Below are 22,559 nucleotides of genomic sequence, written 5' to 3' on the forward strand. Positions count from 1 at the left end.
TCCAGCACAAGGAACAGGCGGGCATGCGCCAGCATTCGGTCATTCATACACCCAAATCCAGCGATTACCAGGAACTGACCGAGGTCTGGGAGGCCTCGGTACGGGCCACCCACGATTTCCTGCCGGACAGCTACATCGAGCTGCTGAAAAACCTGGTGCTCACCCGCTACCTGGACGCGGTGATGCTCATCTGCACCCGGGACGCTCGCCAGCGCATCACCGGTTTCGCCGGGGTGGCCGCCGGCAAGATCGAGATGCTCTTCATCGACCCGCAACATCGGGGCCAGGGCCTGGGCAAACTGTTGCTGAGCTATGCCATCGAACACCTGAACGCCGATGAACTGGACGTCAACGAACAGAACCCGCAGGCGCTGGGCTTTTACCTCAAGCAAGGCTTCGAGGTGGTCGGCCGTTCGGCGCGGGACGGCATGGACCAGCCCTACCCACTGCTGCACATGCGTTATAAACAACCTGACCTGAAGGCCCGGCGCGGCTAAAAGCCACACGACGCAAATGGACCCGCGATTAACCGGCGCCAGGCAGGTACAATGCCCACCCCCTTTTTGTTACGGCCCTGTCATGACTGACCCGATTCGCCTCTCCAAACGCCTCATCGAACTGGTCGGCTGCTCCCGCCGGGAGGCTGAGCTGTTCATTGAGGGCGGCTGGGTCACGGTCGATGGCGAAGTGATCGATGAGCCACAATTCAAGGTCACCACCCAGAAGGTCCAGCTCGACCCCGACGCCAAGGCCACCGCGCCGGAGCCAGTGACGCTCCTGTTGAACGTCCCGGCGGGCATGGATGTGGACACTGCCATGGCCTCCCTCGGCCCGCAGACCCTGAGCGAAGAACACCGCTTTGGCAAACGACCACTCAAGGGCCACTTCCTGCGCCTGACCGCCAGCGCGGACTTGCAGGCCAACGCCAGCGGCCTGCTGGTGTTCACCCAGGATTGGAAGATCCTGCGCAAGCTCACCGCCGACGCGGCCAAAATCGAGCAGGAATACGTGGTGGAAGTCGAGGGTGAGATGGTCGCCCATGGCCTCAATCGCCTTAACCATGGCCTGACCTACAAAGGCAAGGAAATGCCGGCAGTCAAGGCCAGCTGGCAGAACGAGAACCGCTTGCGCTTTGCCATGAAGAACCCGCAGCCGGGCATCCTCGCGCTGCTCTGCCAGGCGGTCGGCCTCAGGGTGGTTTCCATCCGCCGTATCCGCATCGGAGGGGTGTCCATCGGCAAGGTGCCTCTGGGGCAGTGGCGCTACCTGTCCGCCAAAGAGAAATTCTAATTTCCGGCGCCCCGCCGAGCCGGGACGCCCATTGCAGCTTGATCGGGATTGCACACATGATTCACAACGACGTACTGCGCAGCGTGCGCTACATGCTCGACATCAGCGACAAGAAAGTCATCGAGATCATCAAGCTTGGCGGCCTGGACGTCTCCTTGACCGACCTGGCGGGCTACCTGAAGAAAGATGAGGAAGAAGGTTTTGTGTTCTGCCCGGACGAAGTCATGGCGCACTTTCTCGATGGCCTGGTGATCTTCAAGCGTGGCAAGGACGAAAGCCGTCCGCCGCAGCCTATCGAAGTGCCGGTGACCAATAACATCGTCCTCAAGAAACTGCGGGTGGCCTTCGAGTTGAAGGAGGACGACATGCACGCGATCCTCAAGGCCGCCGACTTCCCGGTGTCCAAGCCGGAGCTGAGTGCGCTGTTCCGCAAATTCGGCCACACCAACTACCGCCCCTGTGGCGACCAGTTGCTGCGCAACTTCCTCAAGGGCCTGACGCTGCGCGTCAGAGCTTAAACAATGGCTCCAAGCCTCAAGCTGCAAGCTTTTCACTTGTCGCTCGAAGCTTGAAGCTTGAAGCTTGAAGCTTGAGACTTTAAATGACCTATAACGTCTCCCCCATCGGCTTCGTCCGCTCCTGCTTCAAGGAGAAATTCGCCATTCCGCGCCAACCGCAACTGGCTCCGGCCGCACGCGGCGTGCTGGAATTGGTGGCGCCGTTCGACCAGGGTGAGGCGGTGCAGGGCCTGGAGCAGGTCAGCCATGTCTGGCTATTGTTCCTGTTTCACCAGGCGCTGGAAGACAAGCCACGCTTGAAAGTGCGGCCGCCGCGCCTGGGTGGCAACAAATCCATGGGCGTGTTCGCCACCCGCGCCACCCACCGCCCCAACGGCATCGGTCAGTCGGTGGTGAAGCTGGACCGGGTCGAAGCCGGGCGCCTGTGGATCTCAGGCATCGATTTGCTGGACGGCACACCGGTGCTGGACATCAAACCCTACGTGCCCTACGCCGACATCATCGGCTCGGCGTCCAACACCATCGCCAGCGCCGCGCCTGAGTTGATTGCGGTGCAGTGGGCAGACACAGCCCTGCAACAGGCCCACGAGCACGCCATACGACTGCAAGAGCCACTGAGGGAGCTGATCGAGCAGTGCCTGGCCCAGGATCCCCGCCCGGCGTATCAGATTCCTGCGGCAGAGCGAGAATATGGCGCGCAGTTCTGGGATCTGGATGTGCGCTGGCATTACCCGCAGCCGGGGTTGATCCGGGTGTTGGAAGTGGTACCGGCCAGATCCTGAGTGTTGGAAACGAAAAAGCCCGCGCTGCCTTTATCAGGTAGCGCGGGCTTTTCTGCGGGTAACTGTTGGATCGAGTCGCTGCCATCGCGAGCAAGCTCGCTCCCACGCCCGATCTGGGTTGTTCACCAAATATGACTCAACACAAACCCTGTGGGAGCGAGCTTGCTCGCGATAGCGATCTATCAGACTCCACAAATACAGCTTACTTCTCTACAAACGCCCGCTCGATCAGGTAATCACCCGGCTCGCGCATACGCGGCGAAACGGTCAGGCCGAAGCTGTTGAGCACTTCGCTGGTCTCGTCGAGCATGCTCGGGCTGCCGCACAACATGGCGCGGTCGTCCTGCGGGTTGATCGGCGGCAGGCCGATGTCGCGGAACAGCTTGCCGCTGCGCATCAGGTCGGTCAGGCGGCCTTCGTTCTCGAACGGCTCGCGGGTCACGGTCGGGTAGTAGATCAGTTTTTCCCGCAGGGCTTCGCCGAAGAACTCGTTCTGCGGCAGGTGCTCGGTAATGAACTCGCGGTAGGCGACTTCATTGACGTAACGCACGCCGTGGCACAGGATCACCTTCTCGAAACGCTCGTAGGTTTCCGGGTCCTGGATGACGCTCATGAAAGGCGCCAGGCCGGTGCCGGTGCTGAGCAGGTACAAATGTTTGCCGGGCTTGAGATCGTCCAGCACCAGGGTGCCGGTGGGTTTCTTGCTGATGATGATCTCGTCGCCTTCCTTCAGATGCTGCAACTGGGAAGTCAACGGACCATCAGGCACCTTGATGCTGAAGAATTCGAGGTGTTCTTCCCAGTTCGGACTGGCAATCGAGTAAGCGCGCATAAGCGGGCGGCCATTGGGTTGTTGCAGGCCGATCATCACGAACTGACCGTTCTCGAAGCGCAGGCCCGGATCGCGGGTGCACTTGAAGCTGAACAGAGTGTCGTTCCAGTGATGAACACTGAGGACACGCTCGTGGTTCATGTTGCTCATGTACGGGGACTCCTGGGAATGATGCCTGCGCCGTTGATCTGCGCAATTGCATCGCATTCTAATGGCGACGACAATATCTGTTAACTGAATTATTAAGATAAGGGTTATCGGTTATATCGATATGCGATTTACTCTCCGTCAACTGCAAGTCTTCGTCGCCGTCGCCCAGCAGGAGAGCGTTTCCCGTGCTGCGGGTCTGCTCAACCTATCGCAATCGGCGGCCAGCACCTCCATTACCGAACTGGAGCGCCAATCGAGCTGCCAGCTGTTCGACCGCGCCGGCAAGCGCCTGAGTCTAAATGCCCTGGGCAAACAGCTGTTACCCCAGGCGGTGGCGCTGCTGGACCAGGCCAAAGAAATCGAAGACCTGCTCAACGGCAAGTCCGGTTTCGGTTCACTGGCGGTCGGCGCCACCCTGACCATCGGCAACTACCTGGCAACCCTGTTGATCGGCGGCTTCATGCAGCGTCATCCGGAAAGCCAGGTGAAGTTGCACGTACAGAACACTGCCAATATCGTGCACCAGGTCGCTCATTATGAAATTGACCTGGGTCTAATCGAAGGCGATTGCAGCCATCCGGACATCGAGGTGCAAAGCTGGGTAGAGGACGAACTGGTGGTGTTCTGCGCGCCCCAGCATCCACTGGCCAATCGCGGCCAGGCGACGATGGCGGAGTTGACCCATGAGGCGTGGATTCTGCGGGAGCAGGGTTCAGGCACGCGACTGACCTTCGACCAGGCGATGCGTCATCATCGCAGCGCGTTGAATATTCGCCTGGAACTGGAGCACACCGAAGCCATCAAGCGGGCCGTCGAGTCGGGCCTGGGGATTGGCTGCATTTCACGCCTGGCCCTGCGCGATGCCTTCCGCCGCGGCAGCCTGGTGCCGGTGGAAACCCCGGACATGGACCTGGCGCGGCAGTTCTATTTCATCTGGCACAAACAGAAATACCAGACCTCGGCCATGCGCGAGTTCCTCGACTTGTGCCGGGCCTTCACGGCCGGGGCCCAGCGCAGCGATGAAATCGTCCTGCCGGCCATCGCCTGAGCGGTCAGAGCAGGACCACGCCCCAGACCAGGGCAATCATCGTCAGAGCAACGAGTTGGGCCGCACTGCCCATGTCCTTAGCGTTCTTCGACAGCGGGTGCAGTTCCAGGGAGATACGGTCGATGGCCGCTTCCACCGCGGAGTTGAGCAACTCCACGATCAATGCCAACAGGCAGACTGCAATCAACAGCGCCTGCTCGACACGGCTGACGTTGAGGAAGAACGACAAGGGGATCAACACGACGTTGAGCAGCACCAACTGACGGAAAGCCGCCTCGCCGACGAAGGCCGCGCGCAGGCCGTCCAGGGAATAGCCAGAAGCGTTGAGGATGCGTTTAAGGCCGGTTTGGCCTTTGAAAGGTGACATAGGTTGGGCACTGATCGAAAAGGAATGGAGAAGCTAATGCAAAGCCGGTCAAAAAAGCGTGAACACGCACATTAAGTCTGCGGTGAAATTGACTCAAGTTGTTGCAGCAGCAAGGCAGCCTGAGTCCGCGTACGCACATTCAATTTGCGAAAGATTGCCGTGACGTGGGCCTTGATGGTGGCTTCCGACACGTTCAATTCATAGGCGATCTGCTTGTTCAGCAGACCCTCGCAGACCATGGTCAACACGCGGAACTGCTGCGGCGTGAGACTGGCCAGGCCCTCGCTGGCAGCCTTGGCTTCCTCGGATACGCTCACCGCTTCGAACGCCTGGGGTGGCCAGGAGACATCGCCGTCCAGAACCGCCTTGACGGCCTGCTGGATCATCTCCAGGGAACTGGATTTAGGGATGAAGCCACTGGCGCCGAATTCACGGGCCTTGACCATCACCGAGGCCTCTTCCTGGGCCGAGACCATCACCACCGGGATCTGCGGATACTGGCCGCGCAACAGCACCAAGCCTGAGAAACCATAGGCGCCGGGCATGTTCAGGTCCAGCAGCACCAGGTCCCAGTCGGCCTTTTCGGTGAGCCGGACCTCCAGTTCCGCGATGCTGGCCACCTCCGTCAATCGGACATCCGGGCCAAGGCCCAGGGTCACTGCCTGACGCAACGCGCTGCGAAAGAGCGGGTGGTCATCGGCAATCAGGATTTCGTATGTGGCCATTGTTCAAATGATCCTGTTTTTAATGGCAGGCCCGATGCATTCGCGCCTCGCCAAGACAACTCAAGACACTGCTCGCCGCAGCCTCCACAGGGGCGCGTCCAACGCCAGAAACGGCGTCTGAAACGTGGGCTGCCCCAAGTCGGCGCCCAGCATGCCCAGCGAAGCCAGGGTGGTCAAGCAGCACGGCCGCTCTTGCCTCCAGTATGGGCCACTATTGGGCCAACATGTTTTGCGGCGGGCGGATAAAGGGCTGCAACTCGGCATGGGCCGGGGTCGCCAGATTCACCTCTTGTTGACGCTTGGCGCCCAGGTAATGCTGGCTGAACACGTCGAAATAGGCATCCAGGGCCGACGCGGCGTCGCTATCGCCCGCCAGCTCCAGGCACAGCGCCGCCACTTCGGCGGTGCACAGGTGATCGCTACGGGTCGACCGGCGCAAGCGATAACGCGACAGTCTGTCGGGAAGCAGGCTCAGGATCGGCAACCGGTCGAAGTATGGGCTTTTACGGAATATCTTCCGGGCCTCGGTCCAGGTTGCGTCCAGCAGGATGAACAGCGGGCGCTTGGACTGATCGAGGTCGACCGTGTGCGTCACCCGCGACGGCTCGACGTATTCGCCAGGAAACACCAGGTACGGCTGCCATTGCGGGTCGTTCAGCAGCGTCAATAGTTGCGGGTCGACATCAGTACGCGACCAGATGAATGCATGATTATCACGGACCACATCGGCAATCAGCCAACCGGTGTTGCTTGGCTTGAACACCTCCTTGTTGGTCATGATCAGACAGACCCCGGAACGGGTCTCGACACTTGGGCGCCAAGCGCACAGGCAATGGCTCTCGATCACCCGGCAAGCGCTGCAACGGGGCGCACGCCAGCCACGGGCCTGGAGTGGCTTGATACCTTCATCGATGCGTTGGTCACGCAGACGGGCAACAGCATTCGGGGCTTGCAGGCTCATGGGCGACGCCGCCAGAAAGAAAAACTCGACACGAACGACACTCGGCAGGACAACAAAGCCCGGCAGTCTACCAGAGCGCGCAAGCCTGTACCGTCCAACCCGCCTCCCCTATAATTCCCGGCCACTGAACGCACAGTCATGTGATCGGTCGAACAACCCGTCACTGAACCAGGAGAGTTTCATGCTGCGCCTTATCGTCCCCACCGTTGCCGTGTTGCTGGCGACGTCCATCAGCGCTCAGGCTGCCTCGCTGAAAGAACTCGAACTGAACAAGATGCTGCAGAACGTCGCCAGGGAAAGCAGCGTCGGTACGCCACGGGCGATCAACGAAGATATCCTCGACCAGGGGTATACGGTTGAAGGCACCGAGCTGATCAACCACCTCAGCGTGCAAAGCAGCCATGCCCAGAAAATGCGTGCCGACCCCAAGGCCGTGTATTTCCAGTTGGGCTCCACGGTCTGCACCAACCCGGGCTTCCGCAAGCTGATGGCCAAGGGCGCGACGATGCGCTACGAATTCACTGAAGTTAAGACCAACCGTCCGGTCGCGACCGAACGCTTCCAGGAATCGGATTGCCCGAAACCGGCCAAGACGAAGAAGTAATCAACCCGAGCGTGCGCGCCGCTGCTCATCGTCGGCGCGCAGTTCTGCTACCAGTGCCTGTAGATAGCGCGAGCGCCATGTCCGCCCTTCCAGTCGGCGGCAGCATTCTTCTTCAAGACTCACCCGATTGGCCTGGGCCGCTTCCAGCAGTGTCAGGTAAAGCTGCCTGTCGAGTTCCAGAGTCACCCTCATTTTCTCCTGCCTCCATGCCCGATCCGCTTCAATCCATCGCGTGCCGCCTGGCCCAAGACGCCGAGGACATTGACACGCTTGCTGATCAGTAAATCAGAACGGTACCCGGCCGGTCGGCAATCTGACGAGCGGCACGGTGCTCCACAGTCTTGGAACTTCGGTTGCCAACGGTCGCTCCCGGGCGCCATGATCAGGTCTGCGAAGATCGGTGCGACGGTCTAGATTCAGAGGTATCTCTTTTGGTGTCGGGCAGAACGAGGCTGCCCAGCCGCGTCATGCCGTGCGATTGTTTTGAATCCAAGGAAAAGCAGGACCTGCTGGATGACCGGTTTGCCCCGCGCAGACCGCGTCGAGCCAGGTCAATGTCCAGGCACCGAGCCTGGGCGGACAACGACACATGGATTGTCGTGGCCCTGACGAATGTCTCGTTCGGGGCGGGAGTCCTGCCAAGAAGGAGAAGCTGAATGCCTTACAAACCGAATGACCTGCTCAACCGTCATTTTGAGAGCCATGGCCACGACCTGATCCACAAGGTCGAAGAGCAACTCAACCTGGTGTCACCCAACAGCCCGAACCTGCCCATCTACCGCGACATGATCCTGACCGTGTTGCGCATGGCCCAGGAGGATCACAACCGCTGGAACGCCAAGATCACCCTCCAGGCCCTGCGGGAGTTGGAGCATGCATTTCGCACACTCGAACAGTTCAAGGGACGACGCAAGGTGACCGTCTTCGGCTCGGCCCGGACCCCCATCGAACATCCGTTGTATGGCATGGCCCGTGAACTCGGGGCAGCGTTGGCCCGCTCGGACATGATGGTCATCACCGGCGCCGGCGGCGGTATCATGGCCGCTGCCCATGAAGGCGCCGGCCGGGACCACAGCCTGGGTTTCAATATCACCCTGCCTTTCGAACAACATGCCAACCCGACCGTCGAGGGCACGCCGAACCTGTTGCCGTTCCACTTTTTCTTCACCCGCAAACTGTTTTTCGTCAAGGAGGCCGACGCCCTGGTCCTTTGCCCGGGAGGCTTCGGCACCCTTGACGAGGCACTGGAAGTCCTGACGCTGGTGCAAACCGGCAAAAGCCCCCTGGTGCCGGTGGTCCTGCTCGATGTACCGGGCGGCAGATTCTGGCAAGGCGCCCTGGACTTCATCCGTGACCAATTGGAGGAAAACCGCTACATCCTGCCCACCGACCTGAAGCTGATGCGCCTGGTGCACAATGCCGAAGATGCCGTCGAGGAGATCAACCGGTTCTACCTTAACTTTCACTCCAGTCGTTGGCTCAAGCATCAATTCGTGATCCGCATGAATCACAAGCTCAGCGAGCAGGCCATGCAACTGATGCAGGCGAACTTTGCCGACCTGTGCCTGAATGATTGTTTCCGTCAGCACGACTCCAGCGACGATGACCACGACGAAGCCCGGTTCAGTCATCTGACCCGACTGGCCTTTACCTTCAACGCCCGGGATCACGGGCGCTTGAGGGAACTGGTGGACTACATAAATCTGCCGGAAAACTGGGCCGAACCCACCCAGGAAGTCCAACCCCTCACTTGGGAGCCGATCAAGGTGACTTGAGACGCAAAAAAAAAACGGCCCGCTATAAAAATAGCGGGCCGTTTCATTCAATCGTCCATGCCGCGACCGCTGAATAAGCGGTTGATCATCTCCATGGAGTACCCTCGGTACGCCAGGAAGCGCCCCTGCTTGGCTCGTTCCCGTGCATCGATAGGCAAATGCCCCGAGAACTTGCGGTGCCAGGTGTCGGTAAGCTGCTCCTGCCAATCGATCCCACTTTCGCGCAAGGCAATCTCAATATCCGAACGTTGCAACCCGCGCTGGCCCAGTTCTTCACGAATACGCAATGGTCCGTAACCTGATCGGGCGCGATAAGAGACAAAGCTTTCCAGGTAGCGGGATTCCGACAGCAGGCCCTCTTCAGTCAAACGGTCGAGGGCCGGGTCGATCAACTCATCCGGCGCACCGCGCTGACGCAGTTTACGCGTCAGCTCGACTCGACCGTGCTCGCGCCTGGCGAGCAGGTCCATTGCGGTTCGTCGCACCGCGACGAGGGAATCGAGTACGGCGGTCATTGAATCGATCAGATATCAGCGTCAGCCAGATCATCAGCCGTTTCACGGCTTGCCAGTGCCTTGACGTCTGCAACCGGGCTCAGCAGCTTGTCGCGCAGTTGCTTTTCGAGCGCCGCTGCAACTTCCGGGTTGTCCGCCAGGAACTTGGCCGAGTTGGCCTTGCCCTGACCGATCTTGGTACCGTTGTAGGCATACCAGGCGCCGGATTTCTCGACAAAGCCGTGCAGCACACCCAGATCGATCATCTCGCCATTGAGGTAGATGCCCTTGCCGTAGAGAATCTGGAACTCCGCCTGACGGAACGGCGAAGCCACTTTGTTCTTCACGACCTTGACGCGGGTTTCGCTGCCGACCACCTCGTCACCTTCCTTCACCGCGCCGGTACGACGAATGTCCAGGCGAACCGAGGCGTAGAACTTCAACGCGTTACCACCGGTGGTGGTCTCGGGGCTGCCGAACATCACGCCGATCTTCATGCGGATCTGGTTGATGAAGATCACCAGGCAATTGGCGTTCTTGATGTTACCGGTGATCTTGCGCAGGGCCTGGGACATCAGACGAGCCTGGAGGCCGACGTGCATGTCGCCCATTTCACCTTCGATTTCAGCTTTTGGTACCAGCGCTGCCACGGAGTCGACGATGATCACGTCCACCGCGTTGGAACGTACCAGCATGTCGGTGATTTCCAGGGCCTGTTCACCGGTGTCCGGCTGGGAAACCAGCAGATCGTCGACGTTGACGCCCAGCTTGCCGGCGTATTCCGGGTCCAGGGCGTGTTCGGCGTCGACGAAAGCGCAGGTCGCGCCAGCTTTTTGAGCCTGGGCGATCACGGACAAGGTCAGTGTGGTTTTACCGGAAGATTCAGGACCGTAGATTTCAACAATACGGCCTTTTGGCAGGCCGCCGATGCCAAGCGCGATGTCCAGGCCCAGGGAACCGGTGGAGATGGAAGGAATAGCCTGACGGTCCTGATCGCCCATACGCATTACGGCACCCTTGCCGAATTGACGTTCGATCTGACCCAAGGCCGCAGCCAAGGCTTTCTTCTTGTTGTCGTCCATTAAAGTCCTCACGTAATCAATAAGGCCTGACGGCCAACACCTGTATAAGTAGCCAGTATTATTCCACAGCAATTGAGGATCGCCTACCCCTGATTTGAGATTTCTCCGCTGGCATGTTGTAACAGCCCCTCTAGCGCGGCCTTCACCGTTTGTCGGCGGACCTCGTCGCGATTGCCTGGAAAGAATCGCTGCTCGCTGATGACCGTCTCGCCAACGCCCCAGGCCAGCCACACGGTGCCCACCGGTTTATTCGGCGTGCCCCCGTCCGGCCCGGCCACGCCGCTGACCGCCACGGCATAACGCGCCAGGCTTTGCTGCTGGGCGCCCCGTACCATGGCCTCGACCACTTCGCGACTGACCGCCCCCACCGTCGCGAACAATTCTTGCGGCACGTTCAACTGCTGGGTCTTCTGGCGATTGGAATAGGTGACATAACCGGCCTCGAACCAGGCCGAGCTGCCGGGAATACGGGTGATGGCCTCGGCAATCCCGCCGCCGGTGCAGGATTCGGCCGTGGTGACATGGGCGTTGAGCAGTTGCAGGCGCCTGCCCAGTTCAGCCGCCAGTTCGGTAATCTCCCCCATGACCTTCTCCTGATGTCGACGCAATGAGGCCTACCGTACACGAGCACTCGAAGCTTGCAAGGGGCGTCGGACTACTGACCCAACGCTCTGATATAGGCCTGGCAAGCCTGCAAGGCGATCAATCCACGGTCCCCTTCGTCGGTGATGGCGATAATTCGTTGAGCATGCGCCGGGTCAAGTCGGGCGCGTGAGGCGCCATGATCCAGGCCGCCGGGGCCGGCGGTGGCAGGCACCGCACAACCGGCAACATCGTCGGCGTCGAGGAGGACTGACAGCCGGACATCGGCAGTAGCAAGGCGATCGCGCAAGCGATCCTGGTCTCGTTGGGCATCGCTCAAGGCTCGGTAGTGTTTTTGTTCGCTGGCAGAGAGTTTCTGCTCCAGGGCGAGGCGTTTATCCTGTTCGGCTGTTTGTTGCTGCGCTGCCGCCAGGGTGATTTGATTCATGGTTTCGGCCTGGGAGCGGGCCATTTGCGCCAATTGTCGACCATAGCGCCAGTCCTGAAGCCGCCACGCCAGCGTCGCCGGACCACCGATCAACAGCGCCAGCAACGCAACGATGCCGAGCGTGCGCGAAGAAAACGGCATCAGGCCGAAGACTGGCATAGCACCGCCCTCGCCCGTGCCCACAATTCCAGACGATCCTTCAGACCGTTCAATCCGCCGTTGATGCGCAGGGTGATGAGGTTGAACTGGTCGCGGTCAGCCAGTTCGTTCAAGCCGTTCTGCTCCCAAAACCAGGCCGCGGATTCGGCCGCCCATTGCGGTTTCTCAAGCAACTCGGGCAGCGTCAGCAAACGCTCGTCGCCAAACAGGCCCAGGCTGCAACGTCGATAATTGTCATGCCCGGTAATCTGTATCAGCCCTCGACCGCAGTATTTCTGACCGTCACCGTCGGCCTGGGGACTGTTACCCAAGCGAACGGCCAACGTGCCGGTGTCGTACTTGCTCAGATACTGCTCATTGCCCAGTTCCCGCACGTAACGTAGTTGCCCCGACTCATGGCCGACCTGCGCCAGGAACGCAGCGATGCGTTTGGGCGTGACGATATGGTGACGGGACATTGCAGCGTTCAGCGCAGAAACAAAAACGCCCGCTTGGGAGCGGGCGTTGGGCATGATCTTGATGAGTTGCTGTTGGGTGACGTCCATGTTCAGACCGTTGAAAGACAGATTATTGAAGAGAGTGATGCGGACTGACACACCGCTATCGCGAGCAGGCTCGCTCCCACAAGGGCGCAGGCGTCTGGGGGTTATGCCCTGGCATCCAGGCAAGTGGCGTGGACAGAGCAGCGATAGCTGCTGGCCCGGTCGCCGCTGGCGGTGACTTTGTCGATGGACCAGCGGCCGCGCATGAAGTCCGGCCAGCTGGGGTCCAGCAGTACGATGCCTTCGGCGCACAGGCTCGGGTTGCCAGGACAGTCGATGGTCACCTTGAGGGATTCGCGCAGCATCCGGCGCACTTCGCCTTCCCCAGCGGCGCGAGCATCGTCGGCACTCTGAAAGCGCTGGCGCAGGGTCTTGAACGGCGCGATGCCGCTCTCTTCGATGCGCAACGTGCCGCTCGCCGCCTCCCACCAGGCGGTCTTGCAGCCCTGGTATTTGGCCCGGGCGGTCTCATCGAACTTGGCCGAGATAAAAGCAGCGTCGCCCGGACGGTTATTGGTGGTCACCGAGAGTTTGATCTCTGGCAGTACCTTGCCCGACAACGATTTCGCCTGGCCGCGCCGGGCCAGCACGTAAAGCTCGTTGATCGGCTTGGCGACCGCGTCGTAACGGTGAGCGAGCCGCGTCAGGAACCCCATGTCGGTTTCGTTGGACTGATCGATGTGTTCGATTTTGATCAGCGACAACTCTGGCGCAACACGAGGGGAAAACCCGTGCCTGGAAGTCAATTCGCGAAACAGCGCCCCCAGCGTCGTCGGACCGTGGCTGACGGAGCGGCGCTGTTTGAATCCGGTCTGATCCGCTGCACTGAATGGCGCCGCCGTGGCGACCAGGGTGAGTGTCAGGGGAAACAACGAAGGCGTGCGCCGAGTAATGACAAACTGGCCTTTATCCACCAGCCCCGATTCCAGGTAGCCGACCCGCAGGCCGATTCTGCCTTCCAGGCTGGGCAAGCCTTCCAGCCCTTCCAGATTGATGAGTAGGGTCAGTTGGTCGGACTCGATGCCCGCCGCGTCGATATGCGTCCATTTGAGCAGGCGTTGATTGATCAGCGCCGCATTGGCGCCGTAGATTTCCACCGCTGGCGTGAAACCCAAAGCCATGTCGCCTCCTTAATCCCAGGCTGAAACGGGGGTGGATGCGGCGGGTTTGAGCTCCAATTCCGGCAGCACCACCCATACGCCCGCCGGCAGCACCGGCCCCCACTCGGCCAGTTGCGGATTGAGGCGCCAAAGCGCCTCCTCGGCCGCATCGTCACCGCGCTCAAGCTCGCGGTACAGCAACAGGTTCACCGAATCACCGGCGATGCTTCGAACCCTACGCATTGGCAAACTCCGTCAATTCAATCGTCCAGCCGACCACCATCGCGGTGCCGTCATCGATGATCTCGCTCTGGGTTTCCGAGACCTTGTTGATCTGCCACAAGCCCCAGTTGCGGCCGATGCCGTCAATCAACGGCACCGGAGCACGCAACGCCTGCAATGCACGCAGCTCATCGAGACGATCCATGGCCGTCGCGTACATCGACTTGCCGGTGATGGTCAGCCCTTGCAGGCCTTGGCCGACTTGGCTGGACTTGGGTTTGCTGGTGAGAATATCGATGCTCTTCCAACCGCCGTCTGACGTACGTGACAGGCTGTGGTAAGCGAAATCCCTGGACAGTCCGAAGATGAAACTGCCAAGGGCCATTTGTTGGCGCATCAGGTGGCTCCGTCGGTCAGGGCCGCGTCACTGCGCATGGCGAGTGAATCGGGCGTGGTGGTCAGGCCGAACTGGCCCGCGATCTGCTGCACGACCAGGTTGGCCAGCTGATTGGCACTGGCCTGGTCCTGGCCGTTGATGTAGATGTTGGCCGTCATGGTATTTTGTTGGGTGCTGGTCTGGGTGCTGGTCAGGTCCTTGCTGACCTGTTCCGGGGTGGCGAGTTTGTCGACGGGCGCGGCAAGCTTTTCGCCCAGCCAGGAACCGGACTCACCGCCCAGCCAGCTTCCCCCCAGCCCACCGATGATCGCGCCGAGCGCTCCACCGATGGCCGTGCCAATCACCGGTGAGATAAAGGTGCCCAAGGTGGCCCCCACACTCGCTCCGGCCGATGCCCCTGCCCAGCCGCCGCCCGCCGCTCCGAGGCCCGCGCCGATCATCCGGGCATCGCCGCTCAGCGCGCCTTCGGCCACCTGCGGGGCGGCAGTTAACACAACCGCCGCAGGAACCATTCGAGTCAATGGTCGCAGTGCAGCACTGGCACCGCGCAGGTAACCGCTGGCACTCATGCTCGCCTCGGCTTTCGCCACGCTGGTTGGCTCGAGTCGGCTTGTCTCCCTGAAATCCAGCCGGCCCGTAGGCCTGCCCTTGCTGACGTCCTGGGAAATCACCTCACCCAAACGCCCCGGCAGCCGCGTCGCCACACCGCCCAGGACACGCTTGGCCACTTGACTGCCTAATTCGTCCGTGATGGCCTTGAGCAACGCGCTCGCCAGAGGCTTGATCGCGGCTGCTACCAGCACAAGTGCAGCGGCGGCCTTCGGTGAGGTTTCAGCCAGCTCGCTCATGCCGTCCACCAGCGAACCCGACATCTTGAGCGAGCTGTCCATCAATGGCGCCAGGGCATCACCCGTAGCCACCGACAGTCGCTCGCTGCGCGCACTCATGGCGTTCAACTGACCCTGCCGGGTTTGCGACAGCGCCAATGCGTCCTGCCTGACCGAGCCCTGGTTACCTAATTGCGAAGTGGCATACTGCGCGGGGTCTTTTACTTGCCCGAAGGCTTCGTTCACATCGCTGATTTTGCGCGCCATGCGCAGCACGGCTTCATCGCCATTGCTGAACAGCGTGGCGGCAAGCGTCGAGCGTTTTTCGGCCGGTTGCGCGCTCAGTGCCGCCAGCACCGTCATCAAAGTGCCAGGCGCGGTGTCCTTGTCGCGCAAGCCATTGGCTACCGCATCGGGCGCCAAGCCCAATTGCTTCCAGGCCGCTTGTTCGGTGGCGGAGGCGTGCTCTCCCTTGCCCAACGCCGTGGTGAATTTATCGAGGGCTACGCCGGCTTCAGCCTGTTGCGTACCGGTATTGAGCAAAGCCGCCGTCAATGCAGCGGCTTGCGCCGGGGCCAGGCCCGCTTGCGTCGCAGCGGCACCGTCACGCTGCAGGACCGTGCCGATGTCACTCGCTTTTGCGCCACCCTGGATTTTGCCCAATTGGTTGGTGGCATCTGCCAGGTCGAACGCCTCGGCGCCGCTGAGCTTCATCGAGGTGCGCCAGGAGGCCAGCATCTCGGCGACCTCCATAGCCGGTATCTTGAACGCCGAGGCGACCACTCCCGCATCGCTGGCAAAACGCAGTAATTCGAACTTGCGGTCCGAGGCATCGGGCAGATTACTGGCGATTCCGGCCCTGGCTGCCAGGCTTTCAATCCGCACCAAGTCCACCGCTTTGGTCCCACCGGCCGACACTAGGGCAGCACTGGCGATGTGCTGCGTGTCCCGAGCCATTTCCTGGCTCTGGCGAGCGGTGAATCGGGTAGCCAGTTTCAAATCGGCGACGGCCGAATCCATTTCTATCGCAGGTTTAAGTAGATCCGGCGGGTCAAAAAAGCCAGAAGTCTTAGCCGCGTCTTTTTGCTGAGCGCCAGCTTCACTTTTGGACCCGGCGGACGTCGTCTGGGACAACAATCGTTGGGTCGAGAGCTTCAACGTCAACGCCTCGATCGCGGTCGTCAGCAGGCCGAGCTTGAGCCCGACGTCATTCAGCGCCAGCCCCAGGCCAGACAGCGGATCCGCGGCGAATAGGCCCGCCTTTTGGGCGGTTGCGCCGCTCATTGCGGCCGGACTGAGGCCGATGTTACCGAACGCCAGGCCACTCTGATCGAAGGCTGCGTACTTGAGCGAATATCTATCGTCCGCCATTGCGCTTTACTCCTGTTTCACGCCGAGGCGAGTGATCGCGATGTCGTAACGGCGCAGTGCCTTGCCGGCGTCCCACTCCAGAATTTCCGCCTCACTTACCGGGTAAATGAGCGGCACCACATCGAGGATCACTTCGATGTCGCGCTCCGAAAGAAGTCCGCCGGTTTGTTTAAAAAATCGTCGATGCGCACCTGCAACTGGGTCCAGTCGGGCACACTCAACAGGTCGAGATCAGGGATCATCAGGCCCGTGCAATGGGCGGTGATGAACTCGGCGCGTTCCTTGGCCGTCTTCAGCTTTTTCATCGCCTTGGTAGCCCGCAGCACCGGCATTTCCAGGGTCAGCGACATCACGCTGCGGCCTGCCACGCTGATCGGTTGCAGCAACTGCACCTGATCGGGGTCAGCCTGTGAGATCTCCAGGAAGTGCGACGTCGGGCGGGTCGACATTTCTTGGACGTACAGGGCGATGCTCACGTAGTCGGGACGCTTGAGCTGCTCCAGCTCCTTGACCGACAGGCCGGTGGCCAGCCTGGCGAGTTCGAAGAACTGATCGTCTTCGTCGTCACCGGCACGCGCCAGCGCTTCTTTCTGCGCGGCGTAGAACAGCGGTTTGAGTTGTAGCTGGTCGATCTGCGTTCCATCGTCGGCAGTGATCGGCGACAACAGGACATGGATGGGAGGGGTCCAGGACATGGATCGGGGTTCCTTGGAGAGCAGAGGGAAACACAAAGCCCGGTGTACAACCTGTGGGAGCGAGCCTGCTCGCGATGGCGGCGGTAGATTCAATATCAAGTGGTCTGATACACCGCTATCGCGAGCAGGCTCGCTCCCACAGGGACTGCGTTTAATTGACGGGCATTGGAAGTGTTGCGGTGATTAAGGCAACAACACCGCACGGCGGGCATCGCCAAGGATGTCGACGCCGTTGAGCACGAACTTCTGAGTGCGCACGTCGATGTCAATTACCGGGACACCGTTTTCCAGGCGGTTGTAGGTGCGGCAGGAGAGCTCCAGGGCGGTGGTCGGTTTTTCCCCCATTTTCAGCGCCGTTTCGGTCAGGGATTTCAGCTTGCCACCCACGGTGTGGTAGGTGAACCAGGTGTTGCCATCCTGATCCTGGCCGGCCTCGCGCACATTCAGCAGGATGTCGTCGCCCAGGTTCACACCCAGGGCCAGCATGACTTCCGGCCCCATGCCTTGCAGCGTCAACGAAGCGCCGAGCACGGTGCCGCTCTTGGCCATTTCCTCGGCGATGAAGCGCCCGCCTGTCATCGACTCCATGGCGAACTCGATCTTTGGTGGGGTGAAGGTTTCCACGGTCGCCGACAACGGCAAGCCTTGCAGGGTGGCCGCGATGGCCTGTCTTACGCGGTTGGTAAACATTAGAGAACGTCCTCCAGGAACTGCTCGATGATTTCATCGCGGGCGTTGAGTTGATAAATCATGTGTTCGTTTGGCGCGTAGCGGCCGTAGTCGATGACCACGTACCAGGTGCCGTTCTTGTACTTCTCGACGCTGTTGAGTTCCGGGTGCAGGTAGACGCTGCCGCCAGGGATGGTTTCGTCGGCGACCAGGGTTTGCAGCCAGTCGTTGATGCGCTTGACCTCCTGGTCCATGAACGACTTGGTCAGATTCTTGGCCATGGCTTTCTGCCCGGCTTTCACCAGCTTGCGGCTGATCGCATCCTCCAGGCCCACGTAGCTGATGAACTTGCCCGTGACTGAGCGGTTGCCCAGCAACGAAAAGCCGCCCAGGACGGTGCGGGCGTAGTAGCTGACGCCGTAGCGGTTGAGCAGATCGCCTTCGGTGGAGGTGTCGAGGATGTTGTATTCCACGGTGCGGGAAACGTCTTCGGCAAAGGTCACCTGGTTGCCCGGGCTTTCCCATTGCTTGACCTTCGCGAGTGCGGCAATCGCCAGGCTCGACGGCGCCAGGAAAACGTTTTTCTTGGCGGCCTTGGAGTACACCGCCGGCATGTTGTGCACCACCAGGCAACGATCGAAACCCAGGTCCGCACCGCCCAGTTCCTGGCTGTAGGTCACCTGGTCGGCGACCGAGGCGTCCTTGCCGTCGAGTACCACCCGCGCCTTGATGCGCTTGCCGAATGAGGCAAACTCACCGGCCACCGCTTTGCTGCCGGTGAAGCCCGGCGCGCCGATGATCGTCAGGTCTTCGGCGACGCCACTCAGTGCGGCCAGGCCCAGCTTGCGACCAGTCTGTGCTTCGATGCCGCCGATGACGTTGTTCTGCGTGTCGGCCAGGGTCGCGCCTTCTTCGACGATGACCACGTAGACCGGCACCTTGACCACTTTGAGGATCTGGTAGACCGCCTGGAACAGCGTCCCCGCCTCGGCACCCGTCGGGTCCAACTGGGCCTGGGTGGTGAAGCTGTTGATGCGGAACGGGGTGTTTTTCGGAATCAGCGGATTGGCATTCGGCGCGGTGCCGACCAGCCCGATGACGTTGTCCCCCAGGCCACCCATGGCCTCGGGAGATTCAGTGGCATTGACGGTAATGCCGTTGTGCTCGAAGTTCAAAACCTCAGCCATGGTTATTCAGCCTTCTTGGTGGCGGCCTTCTTGGCCGGGGTGGTGGGGATAGCTTGCGTGTCGGCGGCCTGCGTGCTGGTTTGCAGAACGCTGGTCAATTCAAGGCGACCGGCACTGCGCAAGGCGCTGGCCTCAACATCCAGCAACTCCAGCTTCTGGTCGACACTCGACCAGTGGCCACCGCCAATGGGGAAAGGCAGCAGCACGGTGTATTGCTTTCGAATGGGCATCTTTGGGTTCCTTCAGACGCAAAAACACAAAAGCCCCGATCATTGGGGCTCATTGCGGGCGAAAAAAAACCGCTCTCGCGGTCGGGGGGTTACTTAATGAAGGTCGGCAGCACAGGCCAGACGAGCTTGGACGGATCCTCGGCCTGCTCGGGAATGTCACGCAACGCCTGACGGTATGCTTTCACCTCGGCTCGCTGGACGTCTGTCGCAGGATAGTCCAGCAGTTGGGTGAAATCCGTATCTCGCAAAAACTGGTTGCGGCGGGTACGAATGGTGGCCCATTCAATTTCGCGTGACGGTATGGCGAGTGGAAATTCGAAGGTATCTACAAAAGGGGTATCAGACATGTTCGCTCCTTAATTGAAAACGACGGTATCGGACAGCGACAACTTGGTCTTCAAGTCGCCCAGGTTGAACAACCGACCGTTGCCGACACGCATGGTGTCAATTCGGATGGTGGTGTAATAAATGTTGGGAATCAGGATGCGCATGACAATGTTACCGCTCGTATCAACGTAGACCGCCGGCGTCATGTTCCCAAAAGTGGAGACACTCTGTAGAACCCGAGACGGCTGATAGCAATATCCGACCAGGGTCTCTTCGATAATTTTTGCCGTGCCGTAGCTATACCCTTTGATGTTGAACCAAAACATTTCCGAGTTGGCATTGACGTTCAATGGCACCTTGAAATGCATGTATACATTTGTGCTGGAACCGAGCTCGGTGGATGTAAAATCGCCTTGCGCGCTAGAACCATAGGTTCCTCCGGTCCCGTTGACATGTCCTTGCAAGACATTGCGCCGAATGGTACCGAGCGCAGTCGGATCTCCTTCCACATCCTTCAGGCTTCGCCATTCATTGAACTGTGCCAATGCGGTCGCCATGGTTGTATTGATACTGCCAATCTTTCCATTGACCACCGTGGTCAAGTTATTGGCCGCTGTGACCAGTGACGCGATAGTAGTTTCCAGACTCACGTTTCAAACTCCTTGTGCAGTTGATTATTTGGCTTCAAGCGTCATGACCCGGAACATCAGGCCGACATGCCGCGCCATGTTGTCGATATTGGCCGTCGCCAGCGCAGCGATCTCCTCGCTGACCAGGATGTTCAGGTTCTCGGAGCCGATAACCACCGTGACGCTTTGCGCCGGTAACGGTGAAATATCCAGCGTGAATTTTTGCAGCACACGCGCCGCAGCCGCCTTGTACGTCAGTAACTTTCCAGCCACCGAATACACCGCCAGCAACGTGCCGGTAGACAAATAAAAACCGAACTCACCGATTTCGTATTCATCCACCCCATCGAACAACGCAGCCATCCTCAACTGTCCAGGACCTAAGTCTTCGTAATCCACGATCACCCCACGTTGTCGTTCATCGCGCAGCGCAGTCTCCGATCCGGTCGGATCGTAGCGGGCGGTGCCCGCACCGATGTGGGTGATCTCCCCTTTCAAGCCTTGGCTCTTTGCCTGCAACACTTCCGCCAGGCCGGCGGAAGTGAAGCGAACCAAACGCGTAATATCTTCTGTCATGGCTGCGCCCTGAGGTCGTAATCGTTAATGGTGTAGGGTTGAGAAACCCCGATCTGGGTCAGCCTCGCGCGAAGTTCGAGCGCCGGCAGTGCGCCGCATAGAAACAACTCGCCATCGCTCAATGGCCGGTGCATGGCCGCTGTTACCGCGAGACCGCCACTGGTTTGATGCACCACGGTGATGGTGGCCAGGTCACGCTCGCTCTTGGCTGCATTGATTCGTTGGATCAGGCGATTGTGGTCACCGCTGGCCCAGCCTTGGCCGATGATGGCTTGCACATCAAAGGTGTAAGGCTGAGCATTGGGTTGCTGTTCGTACCAGGCGGTGACGCGGGGCGTGAATCCCATAGACTCGACAGCGTGGTTCAACGCCTGACGGGTGCCAGCCTGGCGCTGAATCTGCCAGGACAATGAAACCGTCAGGCGTTTCTCCAGGTCGTTCGCCCCTGCATCCCACTCGCTCACACCACGATCAGCTGCCAGATAAGGCAAGAACGCTGCCGGGGTCTGACTCGGGCTCATCAATTCGGGAAACGGCGGTTGGACACGATCGAGCAGCTTGGCGAACCCCAGGTCCAGCGCCTTCTCCAGCATCGAACTGTTGGCCGGCAGCAGACTGGAGCGAGAAACAGAGTCACTCATAGTGTCAACACCTCCACGTCTACCGACGTGCAGTACGGCGCTTCGAAGGCACTGGCAACGATGGGCTCCAGCGGTTCTAGGACTTGGAGCTGCACCGCACCCGCCGAATGGAGTGTGTAATCGATCCAACTGGGATCCACTCGACCTTCCAGTCGGTGGCAGGCGTGCGCATAACTCTGCAACTGCTGCTGCGCCGCCATGCGGGTCAGCCCCGAGTCCGGCCCACCGTTGATTCGCGCTATCACGCGGATGCGGTAGGGTTTGATCTGCGCCCCCTGTACCGTCACACGGTCGGTTTCCGGCCGGACGTCCGGCCGGGCAAAATGTCGGCGTACACCGTCGAGCAACGCCGAAGAAGGCACGCCATTGCCTTCACGCGACAACACGGTGACCATCACCTTGCCGGGAGCAGTGCGACGTGCGTTCCCATCCTTGACCTGCGCCGCGAGACCATCCGGGTCAAAGGTATAGGTCACCGTCACGACGCCGGCTGCGCTGCTGTGCACCTTCACCGCCGGTCGCTCGCCCAGCGTGAAGATCTCCCGCCGATACTGCATCCGCGAACCTGCCGCCGGTGCATGGGGCGCCAGGTAATAACGCAACCGCGCGTCATCATCGCTCTCGTAGATTGGGGGAATCGGCGGGAACGCCGCCGGATCGCCCGGGTCGATCAACTGGCGCTCCAGGCCCATGTCCGCCAGACGGGCGTCGAGGTTGCTGCCCGTGGCCCACCACGCCAGCATCTGCTTGATCCGGGCGTTGTACTTGCGTTCGTGGGTTTGCAGCCGTACGCAGAACGCTTCGAGGGCCAGGGTCAGCAGCTCGCTTTCGTTTTCCAGGCTATCGACCAGTTTGGCCGCGCTTGCCGGGGAACGCGCGCCGACGTACTCGACCACGAAAGTCTTGAATTCGGCCAGCAGGTCCTCGAACGCCTCGACGGTGACGATAGCCGGTTCAGCCAACTGGTTCTGACCGGGGATCAACATGCTCATGTCACCACCTCGAAGGTCTGCTTGCGGTTTTTCCAGGTGCCGGCGAAGCGCAATAACAATCCGGCGCCCTGCCGGCTGGCCACGATGACTTGCGGTTCGAAATCACCAATGCCGTTGTGCGGGTTGTAGAAGGCTTGCGCCGCATGGCTCTGGGCGAGCATCAGCAGGTCATCGCCCAGGTTCTGGCCCAGCAACCGGGTCAGTGCGCAGCCATACAGTGGCCGCTTCTGCCGGGTGCCCAACGGCGTGGTCAGTGCCCGGGTGGCGCGCTGCACGAACTGCAGCCAATCATCGACTGTCGCGCCGGTGTTGCGATCGATACCAATCATGGGAAACC

Annotated in this window: 32 protein-coding genes; 7 read left to right on the forward strand and 25 right to left on the reverse strand. The window is 60.4% G+C overall.

The features are described from left to right. Positions 1–23: 23 nt before the first annotated feature. The 4 genes from ACLEJQ_RS00220 to tsaA all read left to right on the forward strand — a co-directional run bounded on the left by ACLEJQ_RS00220 (position 24) and on the right by tsaA (position 2,590). A complete protein-coding gene (locus tag ACLEJQ_RS00220; protein ID WP_440791090.1) occupies positions 24–497 on the forward strand; it encodes a GNAT family N-acetyltransferase in 474 nt (157 codons plus the stop codon). 82 nt (positions 498–579) lie between these two features. Further along, positions 580–1,290, forward strand: a complete 711-nt coding sequence (locus ACLEJQ_RS00225) for an rRNA pseudouridine synthase (RefSeq protein ID WP_440791092.1) — start codon at positions 580–582, stop codon at positions 1,288–1,290. Positions 1,291–1,346: 56 nt separating this feature from the next. Next, the gene (locus ACLEJQ_RS00230) at positions 1,347–1,808 is read left to right on the forward strand and encodes a DUF1456 family protein (protein ID WP_440791094.1); all 462 of its coding nucleotides are present in this window, start codon (positions 1,347–1,349) and stop codon (positions 1,806–1,808) included. Between the two features lie 83 nt (positions 1,809–1,891). Next, entirely contained in the window at positions 1,892–2,590 is a 699-nt protein-coding gene (gene tsaA, locus ACLEJQ_RS00235) for a tRNA (N6-threonylcarbamoyladenosine(37)-N6)-methyltransferase TrmO (RefSeq protein ID WP_440791096.1), read from the forward strand. Positions 2,591–2,792: 202 nt separating this feature from the next. On the opposite strand, the gene fpr is transcribed toward tsaA, so the two are convergent. Then, on the reverse strand, positions 2,793–3,572 hold the full coding sequence (fpr, locus tag ACLEJQ_RS00240; RefSeq protein ID WP_003198368.1) for a ferredoxin-NADP reductase: 780 nt from the start codon (positions 3,570–3,572) through the stop codon (positions 2,793–2,795). Between the two features lie 121 nt (positions 3,573–3,693). Here fpr and ACLEJQ_RS00245 point away from each other — a divergent pair, with 121 nt between their 5' ends. Further along, positions 3,694–4,620, forward strand: coding sequence for a LysR family transcriptional regulator (locus tag ACLEJQ_RS00245; protein ID WP_440791098.1), 927 nt, complete (start codon positions 3,694–3,696; stop codon positions 4,618–4,620). Positions 4,621–4,624: 4 nt separating this feature from the next. On the opposite strand, the gene ACLEJQ_RS00250 is transcribed toward ACLEJQ_RS00245, so the two are convergent. The 3 genes from ACLEJQ_RS00250 to ACLEJQ_RS00260 form a co-directional block, all read right to left on the reverse strand. After that, positions 4,625–4,987 (reverse strand): diacylglycerol kinase, encoded by a 363-nt coding sequence (locus tag ACLEJQ_RS00250; RefSeq protein WP_063322710.1) that lies wholly within the window; start codon positions 4,985–4,987, stop codon positions 4,625–4,627. Between the two features lie 71 nt (positions 4,988–5,058). After that, on the reverse strand, positions 5,059–5,712 hold the full coding sequence (gene erdR / locus ACLEJQ_RS00255; protein ID WP_245138878.1) for a response regulator transcription factor ErdR: 654 nt from the start codon (positions 5,710–5,712) through the stop codon (positions 5,059–5,061). 211 nt (positions 5,713–5,923) lie between these two features. Then, complete coding sequence (locus tag ACLEJQ_RS00260) at positions 5,924–6,673, reverse strand: tRNA-uridine aminocarboxypropyltransferase (RefSeq protein ID WP_440791100.1); 750 nt, start codon at positions 6,671–6,673, stop codon at positions 5,924–5,926. 181 nt (positions 6,674–6,854) lie between these two features. Between ACLEJQ_RS00260 and ACLEJQ_RS00265 the strand changes: the two genes are divergently transcribed. Continuing rightward, positions 6,855–7,277: a quorum-sensing-regulated virulence factor family protein gene (locus tag ACLEJQ_RS00265; RefSeq protein ID WP_245138880.1), complete on the forward strand. Its 423-nt coding sequence runs from the start codon at positions 6,855–6,857 to the stop codon at positions 7,275–7,277. Here the strand turns inward: ACLEJQ_RS00265 and ACLEJQ_RS00270 are convergent, their stop codons facing one another. Beyond that, complete coding sequence (locus ACLEJQ_RS00270) at positions 7,278–7,469, reverse strand: hypothetical protein (RefSeq protein WP_440791102.1); 192 nt, start codon at positions 7,467–7,469, stop codon at positions 7,278–7,280. 464 nt (positions 7,470–7,933) lie between these two features. Here ACLEJQ_RS00270 and ACLEJQ_RS00275 point away from each other — a divergent pair, with 464 nt between their 5' ends. Continuing rightward, positions 7,934–9,052, forward strand: coding sequence for a TIGR00730 family Rossman fold protein (locus tag ACLEJQ_RS00275; protein WP_440791104.1), 1,119 nt, complete (start codon positions 7,934–7,936; stop codon positions 9,050–9,052). Between the two features lie 47 nt (positions 9,053–9,099). On the opposite strand, the gene recX is transcribed toward ACLEJQ_RS00275, so the two are convergent. The 20 genes from recX to ACLEJQ_RS00375 form a co-directional block, all read right to left on the reverse strand. Further along, positions 9,100–9,567 (reverse strand): recombination regulator RecX, encoded by a 468-nt coding sequence (gene recX, locus ACLEJQ_RS00280; RefSeq protein WP_440791106.1) that lies wholly within the window; start codon positions 9,565–9,567, stop codon positions 9,100–9,102. Positions 9,568–9,575: 8 nt separating this feature from the next. Further along, complete coding sequence (gene recA, locus ACLEJQ_RS00285) at positions 9,576–10,628, reverse strand: recombinase RecA (RefSeq protein ID WP_440791108.1); 1,053 nt, start codon at positions 10,626–10,628, stop codon at positions 9,576–9,578. 83 nt (positions 10,629–10,711) lie between these two features. After that, the gene (locus ACLEJQ_RS00290; protein ID WP_440791109.1) at positions 10,712–11,212 is read right to left on the reverse strand and encodes a CinA family protein; all 501 of its coding nucleotides are present in this window, start codon (positions 11,210–11,212) and stop codon (positions 10,712–10,714) included. A 71-nt stretch (positions 11,213–11,283) separates the two neighbouring features. Further along, a complete protein-coding gene (locus ACLEJQ_RS00295) occupies positions 11,284–11,817 on the reverse strand; it encodes a lysis system i-spanin subunit Rz (RefSeq protein ID WP_440791111.1) in 534 nt (177 codons plus the stop codon). Further along, on the reverse strand, positions 11,799–12,362 hold the full coding sequence (locus tag ACLEJQ_RS00300) for a glycoside hydrolase family 19 protein (protein WP_440791630.1): 564 nt from the start codon (positions 12,360–12,362) through the stop codon (positions 11,799–11,801). Before ACLEJQ_RS00300 ends, ACLEJQ_RS00295 begins: the two co-directional genes overlap by 19 nt. A gap of 101 nt (positions 12,363–12,463) precedes the next feature. After that, positions 12,464–13,480 (reverse strand): phage late control D family protein, encoded by a 1,017-nt coding sequence (locus tag ACLEJQ_RS00305; protein WP_440791113.1) that lies wholly within the window; start codon positions 13,478–13,480, stop codon positions 12,464–12,466. A 9-nt stretch (positions 13,481–13,489) separates the two neighbouring features. After that, positions 13,490–13,702, reverse strand: coding sequence for a tail protein X (locus ACLEJQ_RS00310; RefSeq protein ID WP_440791115.1), 213 nt, complete (start codon positions 13,700–13,702; stop codon positions 13,490–13,492). Further along, positions 13,695–14,078, reverse strand: a complete 384-nt coding sequence (locus tag ACLEJQ_RS00315; protein WP_245138891.1) for a phage tail protein — start codon at positions 14,076–14,078, stop codon at positions 13,695–13,697. The genes ACLEJQ_RS00310 and ACLEJQ_RS00315 overlap by 8 nt, the downstream gene beginning before the upstream one ends. Continuing rightward, the gene (locus ACLEJQ_RS00320) at positions 14,078–16,276 is read right to left on the reverse strand and encodes a phage tail tape measure protein (RefSeq protein WP_440791117.1); all 2,199 of its coding nucleotides are present in this window, start codon (positions 16,274–16,276) and stop codon (positions 14,078–14,080) included. Before ACLEJQ_RS00320 ends, ACLEJQ_RS00315 begins: the two co-directional genes overlap by 1 nt. A gap of 6 nt (positions 16,277–16,282) precedes the next feature. Beyond that, positions 16,283–16,408 (reverse strand): hypothetical protein, encoded by a 126-nt coding sequence (locus ACLEJQ_RS00325; protein ID WP_038436473.1) that lies wholly within the window; start codon positions 16,406–16,408, stop codon positions 16,283–16,285. Continuing rightward, on the reverse strand, positions 16,405–16,971 hold the full coding sequence (locus tag ACLEJQ_RS00330) for a phage tail assembly protein (RefSeq protein WP_440791119.1): 567 nt from the start codon (positions 16,969–16,971) through the stop codon (positions 16,405–16,407). Before ACLEJQ_RS00330 ends, ACLEJQ_RS00325 begins: the two co-directional genes overlap by 4 nt. Before the next feature lie 183 nt (positions 16,972–17,154). Continuing rightward, a complete protein-coding gene (locus ACLEJQ_RS00335) occupies positions 17,155–17,661 on the reverse strand; it encodes a phage major tail tube protein (RefSeq protein WP_440791121.1) in 507 nt (168 codons plus the stop codon). Further along, positions 17,661–18,827 (reverse strand): phage tail protein, encoded by a 1,167-nt coding sequence (locus ACLEJQ_RS00340; protein ID WP_440791123.1) that lies wholly within the window; start codon positions 18,825–18,827, stop codon positions 17,661–17,663. The genes ACLEJQ_RS00335 and ACLEJQ_RS00340 overlap by 1 nt, the downstream gene beginning before the upstream one ends. A gap of 2 nt (positions 18,828–18,829) precedes the next feature. Further along, the gene (locus tag ACLEJQ_RS00345) at positions 18,830–19,057 is read right to left on the reverse strand and encodes a hypothetical protein (protein WP_440791125.1); all 228 of its coding nucleotides are present in this window, start codon (positions 19,055–19,057) and stop codon (positions 18,830–18,832) included. A gap of 89 nt (positions 19,058–19,146) precedes the next feature. Beyond that, the gene (locus tag ACLEJQ_RS00350) at positions 19,147–19,404 is read right to left on the reverse strand and encodes a tail fiber assembly protein (RefSeq protein WP_440791127.1); all 258 of its coding nucleotides are present in this window, start codon (positions 19,402–19,404) and stop codon (positions 19,147–19,149) included. A gap of 9 nt (positions 19,405–19,413) precedes the next feature. Continuing rightward, a complete protein-coding gene (locus tag ACLEJQ_RS00355) occupies positions 19,414–20,034 on the reverse strand; it encodes a hypothetical protein (RefSeq protein WP_440791129.1) in 621 nt (206 codons plus the stop codon). 24 nt (positions 20,035–20,058) lie between these two features. Beyond that, positions 20,059–20,589 (reverse strand): hypothetical protein, encoded by a 531-nt coding sequence (locus tag ACLEJQ_RS00360; protein WP_440791131.1) that lies wholly within the window; start codon positions 20,587–20,589, stop codon positions 20,059–20,061. Further along, positions 20,586–21,230 carry a phage tail protein I gene (locus ACLEJQ_RS00365; protein ID WP_440791133.1) on the reverse strand — a complete coding sequence of 215 codons (645 nt, stop codon included), beginning with the start codon at positions 21,228–21,230 and terminating at the stop codon, positions 20,586–20,588. Before ACLEJQ_RS00365 ends, ACLEJQ_RS00360 begins: the two co-directional genes overlap by 4 nt. After that, positions 21,227–22,222 carry a baseplate J/gp47 family protein gene (locus ACLEJQ_RS00370; protein WP_440791135.1) on the reverse strand — a complete coding sequence of 332 codons (996 nt, stop codon included), beginning with the start codon at positions 22,220–22,222 and terminating at the stop codon, positions 21,227–21,229. Before ACLEJQ_RS00370 ends, ACLEJQ_RS00365 begins: the two co-directional genes overlap by 4 nt. Further along, the gene (locus ACLEJQ_RS00375) at positions 22,219–22,551 is read right to left on the reverse strand and encodes a phage baseplate protein (RefSeq protein WP_245139372.1); all 333 of its coding nucleotides are present in this window, start codon (positions 22,549–22,551) and stop codon (positions 22,219–22,221) included. The genes ACLEJQ_RS00370 and ACLEJQ_RS00375 overlap by 4 nt, the downstream gene beginning before the upstream one ends. Positions 22,552–22,559 lie beyond the last annotated feature (8 nt).

The sequence above is a fragment of the Pseudomonas sp. SMV71 genome, from assembly GCF_052042015.1.
Classification (GTDB): Bacteria; Pseudomonadota; Gammaproteobacteria; order Pseudomonadales; family Pseudomonadaceae; genus Aquipseudomonas.